Here is a 22,636-nt window from a genome sequence, read left to right as displayed (position 1 = left end):
TTCGGCAGATTAGGAGGATTTAGCATGTTGGAGTTCGAAACAAACATAGACGGCTTAGCATCAATTAAAGTAATCGGAGTAGGAGGCGGCGGTAACAACGCTGTCAACCGAATGATTGAAAATGAAGTGCAAGGAGTAGAGTACATCGCGGTAAACACGGACGCTCAAGCTCTTAACCTGTCAAAAGCAGAAGTGAAAATGCAAATCGGCGCAAAGCTGACTAGAGGATTGGGAGCAGGTGCGAATCCGGAAGTCGGAAAAAAAGCCGCTGAAGAAAGCAAAGAACAGATTGAAGAAGCGTTAAAAGGCGCTGACATGGTATTCGTGACAGCTGGCATGGGCGGCGGAACAGGAACAGGTGCCGCACCGGTTATCGCACAAATCGCGAAAGACTTAGGTGCATTAACAGTCGGAGTCGTCACAAGACCGTTTACATTTGAAGGACGCAAAAGACAGCTTCAGGCTGCAGGCGGAATCACAGCAATGAAGGAAGCGGTGGATACACTGATTGTGATCCCGAACGACCGTATCCTGGAAATTGTGGATAAAAACACGCCGATGCTTGAAGCATTCCGTGAAGCCGATAACGTGCTCCGCCAAGGGGTTCAAGGCATTTCAGACTTGATTGCCACACCTGGTCTTATCAATCTGGACTTTGCTGATGTGAAAACAATCATGTCAAACAAAGGATCTGCTTTGATGGGTATCGGTATTGCAACTGGAGAAAACCGCGCAGCAGAAGCGGCGAAAAAAGCCATCTCCAGCCCGCTTCTTGAAGCGGCCATTGACGGTGCACAAGGCGTCCTTATGAACATCACTGGGGGAACAAACCTCAGCCTATATGAAGTTCAGGAAGCAGCGGACATTGTCGCTTCGGCGTCTGACCAAGACGTAAACATGATTTTCGGTTCTGTTATTAATGAAAATCTAAAAGACGAGATTGTGGTGACAGTGATTGCGACTGGTTTTATCGAACAAGAGAAGGACGTGACGAAACCTCAGCGTCCAAGCTTAAACCAAAGCATCAAAAACCATAATCAAAGTGTTCCAAAGCGTGAGCCAAAACGTGAGGAGCCTCAGCAACAAAGCACAGTAAGCCGTCATAACTCACAGCCGGCTGATGATACGCTTGACATCCCGACATTCTTAAGAAACCGTAACAAACGCGGCTAATGTAAAGGACAAAATCGTTTTCGATTTTGTCCTTTTTGTTTTCTCCAAAACCTTTCTTCTCGTAAAGTCTATTCTCTTTCTTCCTTCACAGAGCAACAAATTGTGCCATTAGATCTATTTTCATCCTGTGACGATTTTATCATTTTCATATATATGGAAAATGAATGACATAAAACGACAATATCTGTATTACAGATTGTCTACAGTTAACGTACAACGATGTTCTGACAAACCATTCATTTTTAAAAGGAGGGACGACATTTTTTTACAAAGCATTTTGAAAAAGGGGGATAAAAAATGAGGAAAAAAACGAAAAACAGACTCATCAGCTCTGTTTTAAGTACGGTTGTTATCAGTTCACTGCTGTTTCCGGGTGCAGCCGGGGCAAGCAGCAAAGGCGCCTCATCTTCTGTTAAACAGGAGCTTCAAACTGCTGAATCTATTCAGAACAAGATTTCGAGTTCATTAAAGAAAAGTTTTAAAAAGAAAGAAAAAACGACCTTTCTGATTAAATTTAAGGATCAAGCTGACACAGAAAAAGCGGCAAAAGCAGCAGTCAAAAAAGCGAAATCGAAGAAGCTGACTGCTGCTAAGACGGAATATCAAAAGCGTTCTGCCGTTGTGTCTTCCTTAAAAGTCACAGCCAATGAATCCCAGCAAGACGTTTTGAAATACTTGAACAGCCAGAAAAATAAAGGAAATGCATCCGATATACACCCTTATTATGTGGTGAACGGAATCGCTGTTCATGCCTCAAAAGAGGTTATGGAAAAAGTGGCGCAGTTCCCTGAAGTGGAAAAGGTGCTTCCAAATGAGAAACGGCAGCTTTTTAAGTCAACATCTCCATTTAATATGAAAAAAGCGCAAAAAGCTGTCAAAGCAACTGATGGTGTGGAATGGAATGTTGACCAAATAGATGCACCGAAAGCTTGGGAACTTGGATACGATGGAACTGGCACGGTTGTCGCGTCCATTGATACCGGTGTGGAATGGAACCATCCGGCGTTAAAAGAAAAATATCGCGGATATAATCCGGAAAATCCTGATGAGCCTGATCATGAACTGAACTGGTTTGATGCCGTTGCAGGAGAAGCAAGCCCTTATGATGATCTGGCTCACGGAACCCACGTGACAGGTACAATGGTGGGATCTGAACCTGATGGAACGAATCAAATCGGTGTAGCGCCTGGCGCAAAATGGATTGCGGTTAAAGCATTCTCTGAAGATGGCGGTACTGATGCTGACATTTTGGAAGCTGGAGAATGGGTTTTAGCTCCAAAGGACGCAGAGGGAAATCCTCATCCTGAAATGGCTCCTGATGTTGTCAATAATTCATGGGGCGGCGGCTCAGGACTTGATGAATGGTACAGAGACATGGTCAATGCCTGGCGTGCGGCTGACATTTTCCCTGAGTTTTCAGCGGGAAACACGGATCTCTTTATTCCGGGCGGACCTGGTTCTATCGCAAACCCGGCAAACTATCCCGAATCGTTTGCAACTGGAGCGACTGATATTAACAAAAAGCTCGCTGATTTTTCTCTCCAAGGGCCATCTCCATACGATGAAATTAAGCCGGAGATTTCAGCACCGGGCGTAAATATCCGGTCTTCCGTTCCCGGCCAGACATATGAGGACGGATGGAACGGCACATCAATGGCGGGACCGCATGTGTCTGCTGTTGCCGCCCTGCTGAAACAGGCAGATGCCTCACTTTCTGTCGATGAGATGGAGGATATATTAACGAGCACGGCTGAACCGCTGACGGATTCAACATTTCCTGATTCACCGAATAACGGATATGGCCATGGGTTGGTGAACGCTTTTGATGCTGTATCAGCTGTTACAGATGGATTAGGAAAAGCAGAAGGACAAGTTTCTGTAGAAGGAGATGATCAAGAACCTCCTGTCTATCAGCATGAGAAAGTAACAGAAGCCTATGAAGGCGCCAGCCTGCCTCTGACTTTGACAGCTGAAGACAATGTGAGTGTGACGTCAGTTAAACTGTCCTATAAGCTGGATCAAGGTGAATGGACAGAAGTAACGGCTAAACGAATCAGCGGTGATCACCTGAAAGGAACGTATCAGGCAGAGATTCCAAACATAAAAGGACCTGCATTAAGCTATAAGTGGATAATCCAGGATTTTGGCGGCCATATCGTTAAGTCTGACACATACGATGTAACTGTGAAACCAAGCATCACGGTGGGATACAAGCAGGACTTCGAAACTGCACCTGGCGGCTGGATTGCGAGCGGTACAAATAATAACTGGGAATGGGGAGTTCCGACAGCAGGCCCAACTACAGCAGCATCAGGAGAAAAGGTATACGGAACAAACCTGTCAGGAAACTATGCCAACTCAGCAAACATGAATCTTATGATGCCTCCTGTTGCAGTGCCTGATGCAGGAAACCTGTTTCTTCAATTTAAGAGCTGGCACAATTTAGAAGATGATTTTGATTACGGCTACGTTTTTGTTTTGCCAGAAGGTGAAAAGAATTGGGAGCAGGCTGGTGTCTATAACGGAAAGACATCGAGCTGGACGGATGAAGAAATTGATTTATCCGCTTATAAAGGGCAAAACATTCAAGTGATGTTTAACCTTCAATCTGATGAAAGTATTGCAAAAGAGGGCTGGTACATTGATGATGTAATGCTTTCTGAGAAGTCGTCCGGAAAAAAAGCCAAAAAGAATAAGCTAGGTGTCGAAAAGCCATCAGGAAAACAAAAGAAAAAGCCGGTAAATCCGAAAAAAGCTAAACCATCGGCAAATACAGCGGTCAAACATCAGAATAAAGATTTACAGCCTCATGTTTTGCCGGTTAGAGCGCAAGTCAGCGTGGTCGAAACAGGTAAATCAACATATTCAGATCAATCAACAGGGCAGTACAAGCTGACGCATAAAGCGGGAGATTATACGCTTATGGCAGAAGCGTACGGCTATCAATCGAAAACACAAAAAGTGTCTCTCCAGGCAGATCAAACGACACAAGCTAATTTTACGTTAGAGGAAATGAAGAAGGGGACATTAAAAGGTACGGTCATCAATAAAACGACAGGAGAGCCGGTTAAAGGCGCTTCCGTTTATGTTGTAGAGGATGCTGCGGTTGAACCTGCTGCAACAAATGACAAAGGTGAATATACGCTTGAGGCCTATGAAGGCGCCTATACAATTAAGATCGCTGCACCGGGTTATTACAGCGATGAATTTTCCGTTGATTTAAAAGGGAATGTTACGAAGGAAACTGTATTGAAGCCTTTCGTTGGTTATCCGGGTGAGATTGCATATGATGACGGAACGGCGGAGAATGCCAATTCCTATTTTGCAGCCGGTAATGGATGGGCTGTCAAAATGACGTTGGCTGACGGCAAGGACAAAGGCATGCTTACAGGAGGACTGTTCAGATTCTGGGATACAGAGTTCCCTGATCCTGGCGGCACGGAGTTTAAGGTTGAGGTATACGATGCTAAAGGAGAAGACGGAGCACCAGGCAAAAAAATTGCCGGGCCATTTAACGCTGAAGCCCTTCGCAATGGCGAATGGACCAAGGTAGATCTTAGTTCAAAAGGGATTATGGTAGATAAAGACTTTTATCTCGTCTATATCCAGTCAAAACCTGATCCATATTCACCTGGACTGGCAATGGATGAAACCGGTCAGAATTCTGGCCGCAACTGGCAGTATATAGATGGGCAATGGCAGCCAGGTGACAAAGCAGACGGAAACTATATGATTCGCGCATTGGTTGATTATGAAGCTGCCGTACCTGAAATTACGTCACCAGCAGACAAATCGTACACAAACAAGGAGAACGTTACTGTAAAAGGAAAAGCCTCTCCTGGTACAACAGTACACATTTACAAAGGAGGGAAAGAAGCAGGAGAAACGAAAGCAGCGGCGGATGGCACGTTCCAGGCAGGCATCTCTCTCAGCACAGGTGAAAATGAACTGACGGCCGCTGCATCAACAGACAACGGAACTACGGATGCCTCCAGCCCAGTCACAGTCACGCTTGATCAAGCCAAGCCAGAATTGACGCTGGACAATCCAAAGGACGGCGAAAAAATAAATAAAGAAGCGCTGACTGTCAAAGGGTCTGTATCCGATGACAATTTGAAAGAAGTCAAGGTGAATGGCAAAAAAGCAACGGTTACAGATGGTTCATTCTCAGCCCGCATTCTCTTGGAAAACGGAAGCAATGAAATCAAGGTGACTGCAACAGACTTAGCAGGCAACAAAACGACGAAAAAGGCTGTAATTGATGTCCACTTTGACAAGCCTGTCATTTCTGGATTGATCCCAGGAGAGGACAAAATCTTAAAAGCCGGTGAATCGGTGAAAATCGCTTTCTCAAGCGCAGAAGATTTGGATACAACGTTTGTCATCCGTCTGCCGCTGACAAATGCTAGAGCGAGTGTGCAAAACGCCACCGAGCTTCCATTGAGAGAAATTTCTCCGGGGAGATATGAAGGCTATTGGACAGCCACTTCTTCTATTAAAGCAAACGGAGCAAAAGTAGAAGTGATTGCACGTGATGATTATGGAAATGAAACAAGAAAAACAGCGAATGGAAAACTTTATATCAATACTGAAAATTAAGTGTAAAAAAAGCTGCCGTCACAGGCAGCTTTTTTTATCCTCTTGTTCATACCCTCGACAAATTAAGCAGATATCCCTGAAAAATTGTATTTTCCTCTCAACATTAATTGACAGACTTTCCCACAGAGCTTGCTTTATACTTATGAAACAAGAAGGGGAACAGCGTGAGGCAAGAAAGAAAGGAGTCAGATGTGAAAATCTATTTAGATGTCATTTGGCTGTTAAACTTTTGTTTTGATGCACTTTTGCTTTTGCTCACGGCATTTATTTTAAAACGGCATGTGAAAAAAAGAAGACTGATAGGCGGAGCGTTCATCGGTTCAAGTATTGTCCTGTTGATGTTTACTCCTTTTTCTCCAATCGTTGAACATCCGGCCGGGAAGCTGGCTTTTTCAGTTGTGATTGTGATGGTGACATTTGGCTTTAAAAGATTTCGCTATTTCTTTCAAAATTTGTTTTCCTTTTATTTTGCCACTTTTTTAATGGGGGGAGGAATTATCGGAGCCCATTCTTTGCTGCAGTCAAATTCTGTTGTTCGAAACGGTGTCATGATTACCAATCAAACAGGGTTTGGGGACCCGATCAGCTGGTTGTTTATTGTTGCTGGCTTTCCAGCATTATGGTTTTTTTCTAAAAGAAGAATTGAAGAGATAGAAACAAAAAACATTCAATATGAAGAACGAGTCAGCGTGCAGGCGGATTTGGGCAGCCAAACACTTCATGTCAGAGGGCTGATTGATTCCGGTAATCAGCTGTACGATCCTCTTACAAAAACACCGGTTATGATCATTTACATTGATAAACTGGAGCCGATTTTCGGAGCTGCCGAAACGATGATCATTCGAAACGCAGACCCATTGGAAGCTATTGAACAGCTCGATGATTCATTTCGCTTTTTAGATAAAATGAGACTGATTCCATACAGGGGAGTTGGTCAGCAAAACCAATTTTTATTATGCGTAAAACCGGATCACGTAACGATTATGACAAAAGAAGAAATGATTTCTGCAAATAAATGCTTAATCGGCATCAGCACAACAAAGCTATCGGCAGATGGAGAGTTTGACGCGATCATTCACCCGAAAATGCTTTCGGGCAAGGCCATCAAACACGTTTCATAATGTTCGCAAATGTCCGTTATTTATCATACTCAAACGGCGTGACATTTAGAAGGGAGAGGAAGATGAAAAAACTGAAATTGCGACTGACGCACCTCTGGTATAAGCTGCTGATGAAACTTGGATTGAAAAGCGATGAAGTCTATTACATAGGCGGGAGTGAAGCCCTGCCGCCGCCATTATCCAAAGATGAGGAGCAGGTTCTGTTAATGAAGCTCCCAAACGGCGATCAGGCGGCTCGTGCCATTTTAATTGAACGCAATTTGCGCCTGGTTGTCTATATCGCCCGTAAATTTGAAAATACGGGAATTAACATAGAGGATTTAATCAGCATCGGCACCATTGGTTTAATCAAAGCTGTAAATACGTTCAATCCAGAAAAGAAAATCAAGCTGGCGACCTATGCCTCACGGTGTATAGAAAATGAAATCCTGATGTATTTAAGAAGAAACAACAAAATCCGTTCAGAGGTTTCCTTTGATGAGCCGCTTAATATTGATTGGGACGGCAATGAGCTGTTGCTTTCTGATGTGCTTGGCACTGACGATGATATTATCACAAAAGACATAGAAGCCAACGTGGATAAAAAGCTCTTAAAAAAAGCGCTTGAACAGCTTAATGAGAGAGAAAAGCAAATCATGGAGCTGCGGTTTGGGCTTGTCGGCGAAGAAGAAAAGACCCAAAAGGATGTAGCGGATATGATGGGGATTTCTCAATCCTATATTTCGCGTCTAGAGAAAAGAATAATAAAAAGACTAAGAAAAGAGTTCAACAAAATGGTGTAAAATTTTTTATGGTTATAACCCCTTGATTTTACAGGGATTTCCTGATTTCGACTGTTTTTCGGTCTGAGTGCAGTGCATATTTTTCCCACCCGAGGAGATACTTAACGTTGTACAGCAGCTCCTGTAGGGAGGGAAAAAAGTGTCTAGGAATAAAGTCGAAATCTGCGGGGTAGATACCTCCAAATTACCAGTACTCAAGAATGAAGAGATGAGAAAGCTGTTTAGGCAGCTGCAGGATGAAGGCGATGATTCAGCAAGAGAAAAGCTTGTAAACGGGAACTTGCGTCTTGTCTTAAGTGTCATTCAACGATTTAATAATAGAGGGGAGTATGTTGATGACTTATTTCAGGTCGGCTGCATCGGACTAATGAAATCCATTGATAATTTTGACCTAAGCCACAATGTTAAGTTTTCAACATACGCTGTACCTATGATTATCGGAGAGATCCGCAGGTATTTACGCGATAATAACCCGATCCGTGTTTCAAGATCGCTCCGGGATATCGCTTACAAGGCGCTTCAGGTAAGAGAGCGGTTAATCAGTGAGACAAGCAAGGAGCCGACTGCAGAAGACATCGCAAAAGTTCTTGAAGTACCGCATGAGGAAATCGTATTTGCGCTTGATGCCATTCAGGATCCGGTATCTCTATTTGAACCGATCTATAATGATGGCGGAGACCCGATCTATGTGATGGACCAAATCAGTGATGAGCGCAATACAGATTCACAATGGATTGAAGAGCTGGCTTTAAAAGAGGGCATGAGAAGGCTGAATGATAGGGAAAAAATGATTTTAAGAAAGCGCTTCTTCCAAGGGAAAACACAAATGGAAGTAGCCGAGGAAATCGGAATTTCCCAAGCTCAGGTGTCTAGGCTTGAAAAAGCGGCTATCAAACAAATGAATAAGAATATTCATCAATAGTGAAATGAAAAGCCTTTAAAACGATTTTTGTTTTAAAGGCTTTTCTATTGATTGCGGGTGGTTTACGTTTTGGAAAAAATAAGGTATCCTAGTCCGTACGAAGTTTTATGAAAATTAAAACAATTATAAGAGTTTAGAGGAGGACCACGATGATTTTGCAGCTTGACAATGTCTCACTAAAACGAAATGGAAAATGGATACTGAGGAATATTCATTGGAAGGTGGAGGAAAAGGAGAATTGGGTGCTTTACGGACTGAATGGCGCCGGAAAGACAGCGCTGTTAAATATGCTTTGCTCATATTACTTCCCAACATCCGGTGAGATGCAGGTGCTTGGCCATGAGTTTGGTAAAACGGAGCTTGGGGAGAAGCTCAGACGGAAAATTGGCCTCGTCTCAGCGGCTCTGCAGCAAAAATTATATCCATCAGATTCAGCCTTTGAGATTGCTCTAAGCGGAGCTTACGCTTCAATTGGATTATATGAAACGCCAAGTGCGGAAATCAGGGAAAAAGCGATCGGTTTATTAGAGGACTTGGGCGCAATTGAATATGCCGACCGCCGCTATGAAACCCTTTCTCAAGGGGAAAAACAAAGAGCCTTAATTGCAAGAGCGCTAATGGCCGATCCGGAGCTGCTGATCCTGGACGAACCGGTCACAGGGCTGGATTTTATTGCCCGGGAAAAGCTGTTAGATACGATTACATATATTGCAAACAAAGAAAATGCGCCATCAATTCTTTATGTGACGCATCATGCGGAAGAAATATTGCCGGTCTTTGACAAAGCCCTTTTATTAAAACAGGGAGAGGTCTTTGGATCAGGAGAAATAAAGGAAATGCTGACTGATCAAATACTTTCCGCTTTTTTTGATACACCAATCCATGTATTATGGAATCAGGACCGGCCGTTTTTAACAAGAGCCGAGCCGATAACGAATGCCTGACAAACACATATCGATTCATCCTAGGGGTGCTTTGCGAAGCTGAGAGAGACATTGTCTCAACCCTTTTGACCTGATCTGGATCATGCCAGCGGAGGGAAGCGGTGAAATAGCGGAGTGCATAGGACTCTGTTTGTTTTTATTAAGCCGTTTCATAACATATGAAATGGCTTTTATGATTTTAAAGATAGGAGCGGATCACATTGAATCAACAAATAGACTCTCTGTTAAAAAAGGTGGAGGAGCAAAAGGAGGAGCTCATTCAGCTGGCAAAAACACTGATTTCTTATCAAACACCTGCTCCGCCTGCAAGAAATACCGACGGCATTCAATCATGGATTGCTGGTTTTTTAAATGAAATAGGATTCTCAATCGATAAATGGGATGTGTACCCGGGAGATCCCAATGTTGTAGGTCTGCTAAAGGGAACAAATTCAGCAGATTATCGTAGCCTGATCATCAATGGCCATGTAGATGTGGCAGAGGTAAAAGAGGATGAAGAATGGGAGCATGACCCGTTCCATCCAATTGAAAAAAACGGTCTCTTAATTGGGCGAGGCGCTTCTGATATGAAAGGCGGAATGGCGTGTGTACTCTTTGCTGTCAAATTGATTCGTGAGGCAGGCATTGAACTTCCAGGTGATTTGATTCTGCAATCGGTTATCGGGGAGGAAGTCGGAGAAGCAGGCACGCTTGAATGCTGCAAGAGGGGCTATCACGCTGATTTTGCAGTTGTCGCAGATACGAGCGATATGCATATTCAAGGCCAGGGCGGTGTCATTACAGGCTGGATCGAAATCAAAAGCAGCCAAACGTTTCATGATGGGACGAGACGGAATATGATTCACGCAGGCGGAGGAACATTCGGGGCAAGCGCAATTGAAAAAATGGCAAAAATCATTGCGGGGCTCGGGGAACTTGAGCGCCACTGGTCCATTATGAAAAGATATCCCGGCTTTCAACCAGGCACAAATACCATTAATCCGGCTGTCATAGAAGGAGGCAGGCATGCGGCTTTTATAGCGGACGAGTGCCGGCTGTGGATCACAGTCCATTTTTACCCAAATGAAACCCATGACCAAGTGGCTGCGGAAATAGAAGATTATATCAACCGGCTGAGCGACAGTGACATTTGGCTTAGGGACAACCGCCCTGTATTCAAGTGGGGAGGCTCATCTATGATTGAAGACAGAGGAGAAATTTTTCCGGCATTGGAAGTTGACCCTGGCCACCCAGGCGTCTTAGCGCTTACTGCCTCTCATGAGAAAGTGAAACGGGAGCGCCCGGTTATGGACGTTTCTCAGTCCGTTACAGATGGCGGATGGCTGTTTAATGCCGGCATTCCATGTGTGATATACGGCCCTGGCGATCTGCACAATGCACACTCTGTCAACGAAGAGGTATCGATTGAGCAGCTGGTAGAGTATACAAAAATCATGCTCGATTTTATTATCAGCTGGTGCAGCTGTAAAAAAGAACAGTGACATGAAATTTTCTTCTTGCTGACAAGGTTCAGCCTGCCCGTTCATATACTTGAAAAAAGGACGGAAAAAGGACGTGATGGAATGATCAGCATTTCAGAATTTCAGGTAAAGGATGTCGTCAATGTCTCAAACGGAAAAAAGCTGGGGAGCATTGGTGATATTGATATCAATGTGACAACTGGAAAAATTCAGGCGATCATACTCGGAGGAAATGGGAAAGTTCTCGGATTTTTTGGAAAAGAAGAGGAATTGGTCATTCCATGGCGAAATATAGTAAAAATCGGGGAAGATGTCATCTTGGTCCGATTAAATGAACCGCATGCATAATGCGCTTGTCTGCCGTGGATTGGCAATTGCCGGAAGTCTCGATTCTTCCGGCACATTTCATTTAGAAATATGCAAATCGGCGCTCAACGAATGCAGAAAGATGTGGTAAAATAAGTGGGAAATTCCGCTTTTTTAAATGTTTGTCGAAAGGTTGGATCATCATGAATACATATCACCCATTCAGTCTTACCACACCCTCGACACTCATGATACAAGACTGGACACAAACGAATCAAAACAACAGAGAAGTCATTGCCGGATTTACAACGAAAAACGGCGGTGTCAGCCAAAAGCCTTTTGAATCGTTAAATACAGGATTGCACGTTCATGACAAAGATGCAGATGTAGTTAAAAATCGTGAATATATTGCCGATATGTTTAATACTGATTTGCAGTCTTGGGTATTCGCCGATCAGACACATGATAATCGCGTTCAAAAAGTAACGCAGAGGGATAGGGGCAAAGGCGCCCGTGAGTATCATTCGGCTTTTAAAGCAACGGACGGGCTCTATACAAATGAAAAGAATGTGTTTTTGGCATTATGCTTTGCTGATTGTGTGCCTCTTTTCTTTTATGATCCGGTTAAATCACTTGTCGGGGTCGCCCATGCCGGGTGGAAAGGCACTGTCAAACAAATTGGCAGAGAAATGGTGAAGCGATGGAATGAGCAGGAAGGTTCAAATCTCTCAGATATTTATGCTGTTATCGGACCGTCTATCAGCGGAGCATGCTATACGGTAGATGACCGTGTCATGGATGCTGTCCGTGCATTGCCGGTTTCAGCAGAACGTGCCGTAAATCAGACGGGACAGGGTCAATATCAGCTTGATCTGAAGGAACTGAACCGCCTCATATTGATCGATAGCGGTTTAGCAGGTGAACAGATATCTGTCAGCGGTTTATGCACGGAAAGTGAACCCTCGCTTTTCTTTTCTCACCGCCGCGATCAGGGGAAAACTGGACGGATGATGTCTTTTATCGGAATGAAGGAGGCATAAAAGATCTTGCGTGTTGTTGATAATTTACGACATATAAACGAACGAATAAACGAAGCATGTAACAGATCGGGCCGCAGCTCCGATGAGGTTACGGTTATTGCAGTCACAAAATATGTATCGCCTGAAAGAGCACAGGAGGCAGTAGATGCTGGCATCACCTGCCTCGGAGAGAATCGGGATGCGGAACTGCTCCGCAAACAGGAATTGATGAAAGGGAATCCGGAATGGCATTTTATCGGCAGTCTGCAATCAAGAAAAGCAAAAGCTGTCGTCAATAAAGTTTCCTATATCCATTCTCTGGACCGGCTCTCATTAGCGAAGGAAATTGAAAAAAGGGCTGAAGGTACTGTCCAATGCTTTGTGCAGGTCAATACCTCTCTTGAGCCTTCTAAACACGGCATGAAAAAAGAAGAAGTCATTCCATTCATACAGGAGCTTTCCGGTTTCGAACATATCGTTGTGGCCGGACTGATGACAATGGCTCCGCTGACTGATGATCAAGACCAGATCAGAAACTGTTTCCGGGCGCTGAGAGAACTCCGTGATCAGGTTCAGGAGCTCAAACAGCCGAACGCTCCGTGTACTGAACTGTCGATGGGCATGTCAAATGATTATGAAATTGCAATTGAAGAAGGGGCTACTTATATTAGAATCGGCTCATCGTTAGTCGGAAATGAAACAGGGGGTGTACAGCAATGAGTATGAAAAATAAACTGAAAAACTTTTTCTCGATGGAAGATGAAGAATACGAATATGAATATATTGAGACGGAGCGGGATTCTCATGAGGAGCAGGAGCAAAAAGAAAAGCCGGCCTATGCTGCTCATAAACCTGCGGGCAAACAGAATGTAGTGAGCTTGCAAAGTGTTCAGAAATCCTCTAAAGTGGTGTTAAGTGAGCCGCGCGTTTATGCGGAGGCACAGGAAATTGCCGATCACTTGAAGAACCGGCGGGCAGTTGTCGTCAATCTTCAGCGGATACAGCATGACCAGGCAAAGCGGATTGTAGACTTTTTAAGCGGAACCGTTTATGCCATCGGCGGCGATATCCAAAGAATCGGCTCTGATATTTTTCTCTGCACGCCTGACAACGTAGATGTATCAGGCACAATTTCTGAGCTCATATCTGAAGACGAACATCAGAGGTGGTAAAGCGAGATGATCCTTTATCAAGTTTTTTCGGTTTTAAGCTTATTAATCACAATATACTCATTTGCCCTGATCATATATATTTTTATGTCATGGGTGCCGAGTACGAGGGAAACAGCAGTCGGGCGTTTTTTAGCTTCGATTTGTGAACCATATCTCGAACCATTTAGAAAAATCATCCCTCCGATCGCAATGCTGGATATTTCACCGATCGTAGCCATTCTTGTGCTTCGATTTGCGACAACCGGCTTGTGGGGGCTTTATCGGATGATTGCGTTTTAAAGCGACAGTTTGATAGGGCTTGGCAGCAGCCAAGCCTCTTTACATAGAAGGGAAAGACGATGAGCGATATATATCAGCACTTCAGAAAAGACGAGCGGGCCTTTATTGATCAGGCGCTCGAATGGAAAAGAATTGTCCAGGAGCAGTACCGAATGAAGCTGACCGACTTTTTAGATCCCCGAGAGCAGGTCATCCTCTCTGCTGTTGTGGGACAGGCAGACGTTGGGCTTGCTTTTTCCGGCGGCTATGACAGAGCGGAACGAAAACGGTCGATTTTGTATCCAGAGTACATCACTCCGGAAGAATCGGATTTTGAACTGCAGGCGTTTCATGTCCGTTATGCTGAAAAGTTTGTCACAGTAGATCACCGTTCTCTCCTTGGCGCATTAATGGGCATAGGCTTAAAGCGGCAAAAGTTTGGTGACATCGTGTTTTCTGAGACATCAGTGCAATTGATCGTCTCAGCCGATACCGCTGATTTTGTGGCCGCACAGCTGACCCAAGCAGGCAAAGCTGCAGTCAGCTTAGAGAAAATTGACTTGTCAGACCTTAACATTCCGGCAATTGATGTCGAAATAAGGGATGACACGGTTTCTTCTTTAAGGCTTGACGCCGTCTGCGCCTCTATGAGCAGGCAATCCCGCCAGAAATCACAGACGCTTGTGAAAAATGGGCTCGTGAAAGTGAACTGGAAGGTTGTTGAAGATCCTTCCTATATGGTAGCAGAAGGGGACATGCTGTCTATCAGGGGCTTTGGCCGTTGCAGCTTAACAAAAATTGATGGAAAAACCAAAAAAGACAAATGGAGAGTTACGTTTGAACGACAAAAATAGTCGGTTTTTCAGTTTTTTTCTCCATCTGTGCGAAATTTGTTTTATAATGTGAACTAGATAACTGTACTGAAATGTAAAAATGGAGGTGGCATGATGCCATTAACGCCAAATGATATTCACAACAAGACGTTTACAAAAAGTTTTCGCGGATATGATGAAGATGAAGTAAATGAATTTCTGGCGCAAGTCAGAAAAGATTACGAAATTGTTCTTCGTAAGAAAACTGAGCTTGAAGCGAAAGTCAATGAACTTGATGAAAGAATCGGACACTTTGCCAATATTGAAGAAACGCTGAATAAATCAATTTTAGTCGCTCAAGAAGCGGCTGAAGACGTAAAACGCAATTCTCAAAAAGAAGCAAAGCTGATCGTTCGGGAAGCGGAGAAAAACGCTGATCGCATTATCAACGAATCGTTATCAAAATCAAGAAAAATCGCAATGGAAATTGAAGAGTTGAAAAAACAGTCTAAAGTGTTCAGAACGCGTTTTCAAATGCTGATTGAAGCTCAGCTTGATCTTCTGAAAAATGACGATTGGGATCATCTGCTTGAGTATGAAGTCGACGCTGTATTTGAGGAAAAGGAATAAATTCTCTGATGATCTTGACATTTTCTTAGCTTGTCGAATATAATACGTTCATAAATTCAGATGAAAAGACGGTTGAAAGGGACAGTCATGTTTCCTTCAGGCCTTCGTAGCGACCCGGAGATGGTGGAAGTCCGGGAGGCCGGAATCATGTAGATCAGCCCTTAAGTTTCCTTTCTGAACTCACAGTAGGTTAGGACGTTCATCACGTTACGATGCTCGAGAGGAAAAAGCGTATGCTGGCTTTTTCTAAAAGGGTGGTACCGCGAGATAAGCTTTCTCGTCCCTTATGGGATGAGAGGGCTTTTTTTATTTTCTGAAAAAATGCAGTGGAGGAATGAAAATGGATTTTAAAGACACGCTCTTAATGCCGAAAACAGATTTCCCGATGCGGGGAAATTTGCCAAACCGTGAGCCTGACATTCAAAAGAAATGGGAGGAGCAGGATATCTACCGTCTTGTGCAGGAACGGACGAAAGACCGCCCGAAATTTGTTTTACATGACGGACCTCCGTATGCAAACGGCGACATCCATATGGGCCATGCGCTTAACAAGATTTTGAAGGACTTCATTGTCCGCTACAAATCAATGAGCGGCTACAATGCGCCGTATGTACCGGGCTGGGATACACACGGATTGCCGATTGAAACAGCTCTTACCAAAAATAAAAAAGTCAACCGTAAAGAAATGTCTGTAGCGGAATTCCGCAAACTGTGCGAAGAGTACGCTTGGAAGCAAATCGAGGGGCAGCGTGAGCAGTTCAAGCGCCTTGGTGTTCGCGCTGATTGGGAAAACCCATATGTGACATTAAAACCTGAATACGAAGCGCAGCAAATCCGCGTATTTGGTGAGATGGCAAAACGAGGCTACATTTATAAAGGCCTTAAACCGGTTAACTGGTCACCTTCAAGTGAGTCTGCTTTGGCTGAAGCCGAAATTGAATACCAAGATAAACGTTCAGCATCTATTTACGTTGCTTTCGGTGTGAAAGACGGAAAAGGCGTATTGGAAAATGGCGAGCGCATCATCATTTGGACAACAACGCCTTGGACAATTCCGGCAAACCTCGGAATTTCAGTGCACCCTGAGCTTGAATACAGCGTGATTGCAGTTGGTGAAGACCGCTTTGTTGTAGCAAGTGCATTAGTTGAAAATGTTGCGTCTGCATGCGGATTTGATCAATATGAAGTGACAAGAACGATCAAGGGGAAAGACCTTGAGAACATTATCGCTGAACACCCGCTATATGGCAGAGACTCTCTCGTTATGCTTGGTGAGCACGTAACAACTGATGCCGGAACAGGCTGTGTTCATACAGCGCCAGGACACGGGGAAGATGACTTTATCATCGGCCAGAAATACGGCTTAGATGTGCTTTGCCCTGTTGATGAAAAAGGTGTAATGACAAGCGAAGCCCCTGGCTTTGAAGGCATGTTCTATGATGATGCGAACAAAGCAATCACACAGCAGCTTGATGAAAAAGGCGCGCTTGTAAAGCTTGAATTTATTACTCACTCTTATCCGCACGATTGGAGAACAAAGAAACCAACCATTTTCAGAGCCACAGCGCAATGGTTTGCGTCTATTAAAGATTTCAGATCAGACCTGCTGGATGCCATTAAAGAAACCAAATGGGTTCCTGAATGGGGCGAGCAGCGTTTGCACAACATGGTGCGTGACCGCGGAGACTGGTGTATTTCCAGACAGCGTGCGTGGGGTGTTCCGATTCCGGTATTTTATGCTGAAAACGGAGAACCGATTATTACAGATGAAACCATTGAACATGTTTCTGAATTGTTCAGACAGCACGGATCAAACATTTGGTTTGAAAAAGAAGCGAAGGATCTTCTTCCTGAAGGCTTTACGCATCCTGGAAGCCCGAACGGCACATTTACAAAAGAACAGGATATCATGGATGTTTGGTTCGATTCAGGATCTTCCCATCAAGCGGTGCTTGAAGAACGTGACGATCTCGTTCGCCCGGCTGATTTATATCTAGAAGGTTCAGACCAATACCGCGGCTGGTTTAACTCATCTCTTTCTACAGCAGTAGCCGTAACTGGAAAAGCGCCATATAAAGGTGTGCTCAGCCATGGATTCGCACTGGATGGAGAAGGACGCAAGATGAGCAAATCAATCGGTAATGTTGTTGTTCCAGCTAAAGTTATGAAACAGCTTGGTGCCGACATCTTGAGATTATGGGTGTCTTCAGTTGATTATCAGGCGGACGTTCGTGTGTCTGACGCCATTCTGAAGCAGGTTGCTGAAGTATACCGTAAAATCCGCAACACGTTCCGTTTCCTTCATGGCAACCTATTCGATTTTGATCCTAAAACGAATGCGGTGGCTGTCGAAGATCTTCGTGAAGTGGATCAGTATATGCTGATTAAGCTGAACAAACTGATTGATAAAGTGAAAAAAGCGTATGATGAGTACGAATTTGCGGTTGTGTATCACAGCATCCATAATTTCTGCACAATCGAATTGAGCTCATTCTATCTTGATTTCGCAAAAGATATTGTGTACATCGAGCATGCGGACCATCCGGATAGACGCAGCATGCAGACAGTATTCTACGAAACGCTTCTTGCATTAGTGAAGCTTTCAGCGCCTATTCTTCCACATACGGCTGATGAATTATGGTCTCATTTAACATTTGTTGAAGAGCAAAGCGTACAGCTGACAGATATGCCGGAAACAATCGCGGTTCCAAACAGTGAAGCGACCGAAGATAAATTTGACCGCTTTATGGCTCTTCGTAATGACGTGCTAAAAGCATTAGAAACTGCGCGGAATGAAAAAATTATCGGTAAATCATTGGAAGCAAACCTGAAATTGTATCCAAACAAAGAAAACAAAGAACTCTTGGCGTCCATTAAAGAAAATCTTTCTCAGCTGTTTATCGTGTCTGAACTCACAATCAGCGAAGAAAATGAAGCGCCGGACGATGCGCAAAGCTTTGCCACAGGTAAAATCGCTGTCGAGAAAGCCGAAGGCGAAATGTGTGAGAGATCCCGTGTAATCTCAAAAGATGTAGGCGCAAATCCGAAATACCCTACACTTTCACTGCGAAACGCTGAAATCGTTGAAAAATACTATCAAAAGTAATGAATAAAAGCCCGGTGTAAAAGCCGGGCTTTTTTTGTGCCAAGAGTGACATCGTTTAGAATGGCAGGAAAATTCTTATGGGCTTTAGATCATCATTCTCAGGCAACAATATAGGTATTACGTTAAGAGCAGGAGTTGTGATGAATGAATGATCAACTGACCGCAATTTATACGGAACTTCTTCTGATGAAAGAAGAATTACAGTCGAGATTATTTGAGTATTCTTGCTTTCAGGTTTCAACAAACCCGCAAGGAGCAATCAATCATAAACAAAAAGCAACTCTGATCTATCACATTAAAGAAGAGCTTCAAGATGTTCTACTCGCATTGTCCAAAATCGAAAACGGCACATTTGGATACTGTGAAGAAACCGGGGCTCCCATTCCCCTTTCAAAGCTGGCTGTGCTTCCAACTGCCCGCACAGCAAATGATTTTCTTTATTCTGTCCAATTTGAAAAAAAGACGCTCCCGCTGTGGAAATCAACTGATATCGAATATGGACAGGCACTGTACGAATAACAGTGTCTGTCCGGTTTATATGCCTGATATTTCTTTACTCCAGTGCTTTTTATTGATAAAATGCATAATGGATTAAAGTAACCGTAAACTGGAGGAACGTTTGTGCTGTATTATGTAATCGCACTACTTATTATTGCAGCCGATCAATTGACAAAATGGCTTGTCGTTAAGAACATGGACCTTGGACAAAGCATTCCGATCATTGATCAGGTATTCTATATCACCTCCCATCGCAATACGGGTGCTGCATGGGGGATATTAGCCGGTCAGATGTGGTTTTTCTACCTCATTACAACCGCGGTTATTATTGGCATTGTTTATTACATACAGCGTTACACAAAAGGGCAAAGGCTTCTTGGCGTGGCCCTCGGTCTTATGCTTGGCGGTGCCATCGGCAACTTCATTGACCGGGCAGTCAGACAGGAAGTTGTGGATTTTATCCATGTCATTATTGTCAATTATAATTACCCGATTTTTAACATCGCGGACTCTTCACTATGTGTCGGCGTAATGCTTTTATTTATACAAATGCTGTTGGACAGCGGGAAAAAGAAAAAGGAGCAATAGCATGAATCAAATTGATATAACCGCTTCAGAAGAACAAAAGAGCGAGCGGATTGATAAATTTCTGGCATCGGCTGAGAATGATTGGTCGAGAACCCAAGTGCAGCAATGGGTGAAAGACGGACAAGTTGTCGTAAACGGAAGCCCGGTAAAAGCGAATTATAAAATTCAGCCGGGTGATCAGGTGACCGTCACTGTACCTGAGCCGGAAGCACTCGACGTGCTGGCAGAACCGATGGATCTGGATATATACTATGAAGATCAAGATGTGCTGGTTGTCAATAAACCTCGCGGAATGGTTGTACACCCAGCACCCGGGCATCTTACAGGCACACTAGTGAACGGCCTTATGGCACATTGCACGGACCTTTCCGGAATAAATGGCGTGATGCGTCCGGGGATCGTTCACAGGATCGATAAGGATACGTCCGGATTATTAATGGTGGCGAAAAATGATATGGCACATGAGTCACTTGTGAACCAATTGGTCAACAAAACGGTCACGCGGAAATATACGGCGGTTGTCCATGGGCTTATTTCTCACGATGACGGCACAATTGATGCGCCGATCGGACGGGACAAGAAAGACCGTCAAAGCATGACTGTGACGCGTGATGGCAAAAACGCCGTCACTCATTTTCACGTGCTTGAGCGTTTTCAGGATTTTACGTTGGTGGAATGCCAGCTTGAAACAGGGAGAACGCATCAAATTCGTGTTCATATGAAATATATCGGATTCCCATTGGCGGGCGATCCAAAATATGGTCCGAGAAAAACGATCGACTTTAATGGCCAGGCTCTTCATGCGGGCGTTTTAGGTTTTGACCATCCGCGTACTGGAGAATATGTCGAATTTGAAGCGCCGCTTCCTGAGGATATGGCAGAATTAATCGAAAACCTCAGAAAAAACAGTTGACAGTGTGTTTCTTTTCTGAAATAATAAACGAAGCTGAATAGATTCTTTAAAACAGTCCAGAGAGGCTGAGAAGGATAACGGATAGACGGGATGCGTGTATACGCGCGCACCTTGTCCTAAAACCCCTCTATGCTCTGGCAGGAGGGGTTTTTTCTTCTATATGAACTGTGAGGTGTCACCATTGAATCAAAAAGCTGTCATTCTAGACGAACAGGCGATCAGACGGGCGCTGACAAGGATTGCTCACGAAATGATCGAACGCAATAAAGGAATGAATAACTGCATCCTTGTCGGCATCAAGACAAGAGGAATTTACTTGGCAAAACGCCTTGCGGAACGAATCGAGCAGATTGAAGGGAATCCTGTAACAGTTGGAGAAATCGATATTACCCTATACAGAGATGATCTTTCCAAAAAAACGAGCAACGAAGAACCGCTTGTAAAAGGTGCAGATATTCCGGTGGACATCACAGATCAAAAAGTCATTCTCGTTGACGATGTCCTGTACACCGGAAGAACAGTAAGAGCAGGTATGGATGCGCTTGTTGATGTGGGCAGACCTTCCTCCATTCAGCTGGCTGTGCTTGTTGACAGAGGACACAGGGAGCTGCCGATCCGAGCGGATTACATCGGAAAAAACATCCCGACATCGAAGGCTGAAAAGGTTATGGTTCAGCTTCATGAGGTAGATCAAAACGATCTCGTCGCCATTTATGAAAATGAATAATAGATCACCTTTTTAAAGGCAATCCAGAGAGGTTGCAAAGAGGTGCACAACAAAGTCCCGATAGTATTCGGCAGGTCTTTGTATGCCTCTTTGCGTAAAAATAGCAAAGAGGTTTTTTTATACAGTCAATGAGTCATTCTAAAATGAAAGTCAACAATCAGGGGGAAATCATCATGAGTAAGAAAAAAGTAAATTTAGGGGTCAGGGATATCCCGACACCTTTCTCTTGGGTTTCGTTCAGCCTGCAGCATTTGTTTGCTATGTTTGGCTCAACGATTTTGGTTCCGAAGCTGGTCGGAATGAGTCCTGCTGTGGCTTTGGTGACAAGCGGCATCGGTACACTGGCTTACCTGCTTATAACAAAAGGGCAAATTCCGGCGTATCTCGGATCATCCTTCGCTTTTATTTCTCCGATCATACTGGTAAAAGCGACCGGCGGGCCGGGAGCGGCAATGGTCGGGGCGTTTCTTGCAGGGTTAGTGTACGGGCTGATTGCCTTATTGATCAGGCAGCTTGGCACTGGATGGCTGATGAAGATTCTCCCGCCTGTAGTCGTAGGCCCTGTTATAATCGTCATCGGGCTTGGGCTGGCCAGCACTGCGGTAAACATGGCGATGTATGCTGACCCAAACGCAAGTGAATTGGTCTACAGCTTAAAGCATTTCAGTGTTGCAGGAGTTACGCTGGCGATTACAATTATTTGCGCGATTTTCTTACGAGGATTTTTAAGTCTGATACCGGTTTTGATCGGAATTATCGGCGGATACCTGTTTGCCCTTACTCAAGGGATTGTCAACTTCCAGCCGGTTCTTGACGCGAAATGGTTTGCAGTGCCTGAATTTATCATCCCGTTCAAAGACTATACACCGTCGGTAACACTCGGCATCGCAGCAGCAATGGTTCCTGTCGCTTTTGTCACAATGTCAGAGCATATCGGCCACCAAATGGTGCTTAGCAAAGTCGTAGGACAAGATTTCATTAAAAAGCCGGGGCTTCATCGCTCCATTATGGGTGACAGCGTGGCGACAATTCTAGCTTCCCTGATAGGCGGTCCGCCGACAACGACTTACGGGGAAAACATTGGCGTGCTGGCCATCACAAGAGTATTCAGCGTTTTTGTCATCGGCGGTGCGGCAGTGATTGCTTGTTGCTTCGGCTTTATCGGCAAAATCTCAGCGCTGATCAGTTCAGTGCCGTCAGCGGTCATGGGAGGCGTCTCCTTCCTGCTGTTCGGAATTATCGCTTCGAGCGGTCTGCGAATGCTGATTGACAACAAAATTGATTATGAAAACAACAGAAACCTCATTATCACATCGGTTATCCTTGTGATCGGTGTAGGAGGCGCATTTATCCAAGTGTCTCAAGGGGGATTCCAAGTGTCGGGAATGGCGCTTGCCGCAATTGTCGGTGTCATCTTAAACCTGGTTCTTCCGCAGTCGAAGGAAGAGCAGGCAGACACATCTGAACAACATCATATCTAAAACCTTTTAAAGAAAGTCCAGAGAGGCTTGGAAGGGTTATAAGAGAAGGAAGCTTCAATGCTGCCCTCTATTTAACCATACCCCGAGTCTATCTTAGACCGGGGTTTTTTTCAGCCTTCAAGTTG

General features: G+C 44.3%; 20 protein-coding genes, 1 riboswitch and 1 other annotated feature. All 20 genes read left to right on the top strand.

Translation table 11 applies throughout. The features are described from left to right. Positions 1–24: 24 nt before the first annotated feature. The 20 genes from ftsZ (at position 25) to pyrP (ending at position 22,511) form a co-directional block, all read left to right on the top strand. Positions 25–1,173: a cell division protein FtsZ gene (gene ftsZ, locus MOC09_RS05170; RefSeq protein ID WP_268360069.1), complete on the top strand. Its 1,149-nt coding sequence runs from the start codon at positions 25–27 to the stop codon at positions 1,171–1,173. A 297-nt stretch (positions 1,174–1,470) separates the two neighbouring features. Further along, the gene (locus MOC09_RS05165; protein ID WP_268369772.1) at positions 1,471–5,772 is read left to right on the top strand and encodes a S8 family peptidase; all 4,302 of its coding nucleotides are present in this window, start codon (positions 1,471–1,473) and stop codon (positions 5,770–5,772) included. A gap of 191 nt (positions 5,773–5,963) precedes the next feature. Then, positions 5,964–6,893 (top strand): sigma-E processing peptidase SpoIIGA, encoded by a 930-nt coding sequence (spoIIGA, locus tag MOC09_RS05160; protein WP_268360079.1) that lies wholly within the window; start codon positions 5,964–5,966, stop codon positions 6,891–6,893. Positions 6,894–6,955: 62 nt separating this feature from the next. Then, positions 6,956–7,675, top strand: coding sequence for an RNA polymerase sporulation sigma factor SigE (sigE, locus tag MOC09_RS05155; RefSeq protein ID WP_003221446.1), 720 nt, complete (start codon positions 6,956–6,958; stop codon positions 7,673–7,675). A 139-nt stretch (positions 7,676–7,814) separates the two neighbouring features. Beyond that, entirely contained in the window at positions 7,815–8,597 is a 783-nt protein-coding gene (sigG, locus tag MOC09_RS05150) for an RNA polymerase sporulation sigma factor SigG (protein ID WP_009967190.1), read from the top strand. A gap of 149 nt (positions 8,598–8,746) precedes the next feature. Continuing rightward, positions 8,747–9,541: an ABC transporter ATP-binding protein gene (locus MOC09_RS05145; RefSeq protein WP_268369770.1), complete on the top strand. Its 795-nt coding sequence runs from the start codon at positions 8,747–8,749 to the stop codon at positions 9,539–9,541. A 12-nt stretch (positions 9,542–9,553) separates the two neighbouring features. Then, positions 9,554–9,655: riboswitch (TPP riboswitch) on the top strand. Positions 9,656–9,741: 86 nt separating this feature from the next. After that, positions 9,742–11,022 (top strand): acetylornithine deacetylase, encoded by a 1,281-nt coding sequence (locus MOC09_RS05140; RefSeq protein WP_268369769.1) that lies wholly within the window; start codon positions 9,742–9,744, stop codon positions 11,020–11,022. Positions 11,023–11,103: 81 nt separating this feature from the next. Beyond that, a complete protein-coding gene (locus MOC09_RS05135) occupies positions 11,104–11,349 on the top strand; it encodes a YlmC/YmxH family sporulation protein (protein ID WP_003221455.1) in 246 nt (81 codons plus the stop codon). A 161-nt stretch (positions 11,350–11,510) separates the two neighbouring features. Beyond that, the gene (gene pgeF, locus MOC09_RS05130; protein WP_268360065.1) at positions 11,511–12,347 is read left to right on the top strand and encodes a peptidoglycan editing factor PgeF; all 837 of its coding nucleotides are present in this window, start codon (positions 11,511–11,513) and stop codon (positions 12,345–12,347) included. 6 nt (positions 12,348–12,353) lie between these two features. Continuing rightward, complete coding sequence (locus MOC09_RS05125) at positions 12,354–13,046, top strand: YggS family pyridoxal phosphate-dependent enzyme (protein WP_268369766.1); 693 nt, start codon at positions 12,354–12,356, stop codon at positions 13,044–13,046. Continuing rightward, positions 13,043–13,498, top strand: a complete 456-nt coding sequence (gene sepF / locus MOC09_RS05120; protein WP_268360063.1) for a cell division protein SepF — start codon at positions 13,043–13,045, stop codon at positions 13,496–13,498. The genes MOC09_RS05125 and sepF overlap by 4 nt, the downstream gene beginning before the upstream one ends. Before the next feature lie 6 nt (positions 13,499–13,504). Next, positions 13,505–13,777: a YggT family protein gene (locus MOC09_RS05115; RefSeq protein WP_003221463.1), complete on the top strand. Its 273-nt coding sequence runs from the start codon at positions 13,505–13,507 to the stop codon at positions 13,775–13,777. Positions 13,778–13,836: 59 nt separating this feature from the next. Then, positions 13,837–14,610 (top strand): RNA-binding protein, encoded by a 774-nt coding sequence (locus MOC09_RS05110; RefSeq protein ID WP_268369764.1) that lies wholly within the window; start codon positions 13,837–13,839, stop codon positions 14,608–14,610. A 93-nt stretch (positions 14,611–14,703) separates the two neighbouring features. Beyond that, a complete protein-coding gene (gene divIVA / locus MOC09_RS05105) occupies positions 14,704–15,198 on the top strand; it encodes a septum site-determining protein DivIVA (RefSeq protein WP_003221468.1) in 495 nt (164 codons plus the stop codon). Between the two features lie 62 nt (positions 15,199–15,260). Continuing rightward, positions 15,261–15,486, top strand: a binding site (T-box leader). A 52-nt stretch (positions 15,487–15,538) separates the two neighbouring features. After that, positions 15,539–18,304 (top strand): isoleucine--tRNA ligase, encoded by a 2,766-nt coding sequence (gene ileS / locus MOC09_RS05100; protein WP_268363035.1) that lies wholly within the window; start codon positions 15,539–15,541, stop codon positions 18,302–18,304. A gap of 144 nt (positions 18,305–18,448) precedes the next feature. Then, positions 18,449–18,823 carry a sporulation-related RNA polymerase-binding protein YlyA gene (gene ylyA, locus MOC09_RS05095; RefSeq protein ID WP_268362003.1) on the top strand — a complete coding sequence of 125 codons (375 nt, stop codon included), beginning with the start codon at positions 18,449–18,451 and terminating at the stop codon, positions 18,821–18,823. A 102-nt stretch (positions 18,824–18,925) separates the two neighbouring features. Further along, positions 18,926–19,390 (top strand): signal peptidase II, encoded by a 465-nt coding sequence (gene lspA, locus MOC09_RS05090; RefSeq protein WP_268362000.1) that lies wholly within the window; start codon positions 18,926–18,928, stop codon positions 19,388–19,390. 1 nt (position 19,391) lies between these two features. After that, positions 19,392–20,303 (top strand): RluA family pseudouridine synthase, encoded by a 912-nt coding sequence (locus MOC09_RS05085; protein WP_268361998.1) that lies wholly within the window; start codon positions 19,392–19,394, stop codon positions 20,301–20,303. 181 nt (positions 20,304–20,484) lie between these two features. Then, on the top strand, positions 20,485–21,030 hold the full coding sequence (gene pyrR, locus MOC09_RS05080; RefSeq protein ID WP_268361996.1) for a bifunctional pyrimidine operon transcriptional regulator/uracil phosphoribosyltransferase: 546 nt from the start codon (positions 20,485–20,487) through the stop codon (positions 21,028–21,030). A 173-nt stretch (positions 21,031–21,203) separates the two neighbouring features. After that, on the top strand, positions 21,204–22,511 hold the full coding sequence (gene pyrP, locus MOC09_RS05075) for a uracil permease PyrP (RefSeq protein WP_268367109.1): 1,308 nt from the start codon (positions 21,204–21,206) through the stop codon (positions 22,509–22,511). Positions 22,512–22,636 lie beyond the last annotated feature (125 nt).

Source organism: Bacillus sp. N12A5 (assembly GCF_026790125.1).
Lineage (GTDB): Bacteria > Bacillota > Bacilli > Bacillales > Bacillaceae > Bacillus.
Note: the sequence above shows the minus strand (reverse complement) of the source record. Positions and strands in the feature narration are given on the sequence as shown.